Here is a 2,477-nt window from a genome sequence, read left to right on the forward strand (position 1 = left end):
CAGATCGCCTGCGCAGAGAAGAGCGAGCGCTGGCGGGACCTCTACATGCATGGCAACGTGACGCCGAACGTCTGCGGACTGCTCTTCGTCTACAACCACGACGGTGAGTACGACAAGGACTTCTCGTCTGTGCTGAGCGCAGCCACGCCCAAGGAACTGCTTCTGCCTAAGGGTGCGCGGCTGTTCGTCTTAGGCCCGCGTGACGTGCACTGGATCGACAACGTTCGATACGACATTCGACAACTGCGTGGCGCCGCTGGGCCAGCTGCCTTGCCGGCGGCGCAGCATTGCAAGTTCTTCTATCCGCAATTGGACGGACGAGCCAATCTCCAGCCGGAGAAGGCACGCGCGGCCACGCTGGAGATGCTGACATCGCCTTGGATCGTGTTCGAGTACAAACATGGGCCTGCTCTCGCCCAGCGAGGTGTCATCGTGTTCTATCGCCGATCCGGAGAAACCGAAGAGGAGTTCATGTACCTTCTCGATTTCTTGCGCCACTACCAAGTCCTGGAGGATGCGACCAAGGTGGACATTCGGTCCATGGCCTCGGATGCTGCAGCCGCTGCACGCTTTCAAAAGGCCAAGCAGCGCTACGTCGAGAGCCTGGGCGACGACGGCCACTCGACTGAGCTGGCCGCGAAGGTCAACGCCATCGGCTACACGAAGATGACGCAGGCCATCACGGAGTTCTCTTCGATCGATCTGGGGATGGACTATGCGTGATCCTGGGCAGCTGTATTTCGCCACGAACAAAGAGATCCACGACCTGCTGTTCTCCGCCAAGCAGAAGGTGACGGAAGCGGTCTTGCTGGAGCTGCTGCGCGACCGCGGCATCTTCAGTTCGCCAGCCGAGTCAAGAGAGGCGCTGGTTCAGTACCTGTCGCTGCTCCCACACGACTACGCGGATGTGTGCGGCATTCTGGAGCGGCGCGAGGCCTCGAAGCGGGGCGAAAAGACGGCTACGATCTCGTTGAACACCGAACTGTCGCCAGACGAGCTCAAGGAGATCGTCAGCGAATACCAAAAGGCCGAAGTCCAGGAGGTCGTTCGCGCCCACAAGAAGAGCGAATCCGAATTCGTCATGAACGTGACCTACTCCGAGTTTGACTACTCCAAGACGCGGCTGCTGCAGCGCCAAGATCGAGATGCAGAGTTGGTTTTCACCAAGGTCGGGGAGCGCACCGAGATCCGCATACCGGCAACCGACCGCGCCCGTGCCATGGTCGACAAGCTGCGGGAGCGAATTGAAGCTCACAAGAAGGCCGTTGTGCAACTCGAAGAGATTGAGCTGACTGGCCTGACCTCGGCTGAGGCGCGAACGACGTTCTTCACGCGGCTGATCTCGTCGTTACCCGACTTTCCATTGATGACCGTCTCACGCCTGCGGGTCGCCCATTCGACCTCGGAGCAAGAGGACGATGACTTCGATATGGACGGTGACGACGTTGACGAGGCCGAAGAGAAGATGCTCGGCGTGGTCGAGAACGTGGCGCTCAGCGGTGAAAACCTGGTCGCCTCCGAGATGTACCAAGAGCTGAAGGACAAGGGCTTCTTCATCACGTCGATCACTTGGCGCGCGAAGCAGAACGTCCACCCCTACGCGATCATCGAATGCGACGCGGGCTTTGAGGATCGGCAGGCCGGCAAGAAGTTTCGCTACTCCATTCATGGTGCGCTCAAGTTCAAGAATGGCGCGTATACAAAGAACATCCGCCCGGTAAGCGAGGCGGAGAAGGCAACCCTGCTCGCGATGATCGAGAAGACTGCCCGTACCGTCTTGGCGCAATTGCTCGCCGAGGCGGCGGGTGCTGGTGCGGACTCGGAAGCGGGGACCACTTCATGAAACGCTATCGCTGGCTAAAGGCTCGATGGCCAATCTCTATGCGAGTTCTGGCCAAACGCCTTCGCGTGAAGGCGTTTGATGGAGAGCAGGTCGAAGGCTTCGTTCTGGATCGGGTCAGAGACGATTTTCTCGATGCCAGATTCGTGGAGAAGATCGAGTACGACGATACCGTTACCGACCCATTTGGGGTGGAGGCGAGTTTTCACCGCGTCGAATACCGAAGTTGTGAATTCAAGGCGGCAGTGGCCGGCCCAGGATTGGAACTCGTGGACGCCCCCCGCGGCGTTCAGACCATGATCAGCCGGCTGGCGGAGGCAACCGACTTTGCTTTGGCGATCAGCCCGCTTTCGGTCAACGTGCTGGACTGGGCGAGCGAAGTGCAGCGGCGCTTGAACGAAGTGGGGATCGTGGATTCACTGCAATTGGGAGCGATGGAACTCGCCTCCAATGTCCAGGCCAAAGCGGTCATCAAGGGCAGTGTCGACGTTCTCGGGGCAACCCAGGCACTCGTACACGGTAAGAAGCATGTTATCGAGAAGGTTCAGATCCGGTTCATGCGCCCCAAGCGCTTGACGGTGCTGTTGACGAACAACGGCGTGGCCCGTTTCGATCAGGAGCCAAGCGAGGATTTGCT

General features: G+C 59.3%; 3 protein-coding genes. All 3 read left to right on the forward strand.

Translation table 11 applies throughout. The features are described 5' to 3' along the window. Positions 1 to 723 (forward strand): PD-(D/E)XK nuclease domain-containing protein (locus AC1Q64_RS25570; RefSeq protein ID WP_492253164.1); only part of this gene is annotated, 723 nt, incomplete at its 5' end. Further along, positions 716 to 1,843, forward strand: coding sequence for a hypothetical protein (locus AC1Q64_RS25575; protein ID WP_056419734.1), 1,128 nt, complete (start codon positions 716 to 718; stop codon positions 1,841 to 1,843). The genes AC1Q64_RS25570 and AC1Q64_RS25575, both read left to right, overlap by 8 nt. After that, on the forward strand, positions 1,840 to 2,477 hold a 638-nt coding region (locus tag AC1Q64_RS25580; RefSeq protein WP_492253165.1), incomplete at its 3' end, for a hypothetical protein. The genes AC1Q64_RS25575 and AC1Q64_RS25580, both read left to right, overlap by 4 nt.

Source organism: Acidovorax sp. GW835-FHT14G06 (assembly GCF_058793595.1).

Bases quoted from the DNA above. Each gene is read 5' to 3' on its own strand.
- AC1Q64_RS25575 (WP_056419734.1), top strand. From the start codon at position 716: ATGCGTGATCCTGGGCAGCTGTATTTCGCCACGAACAAAGAGATCCAC.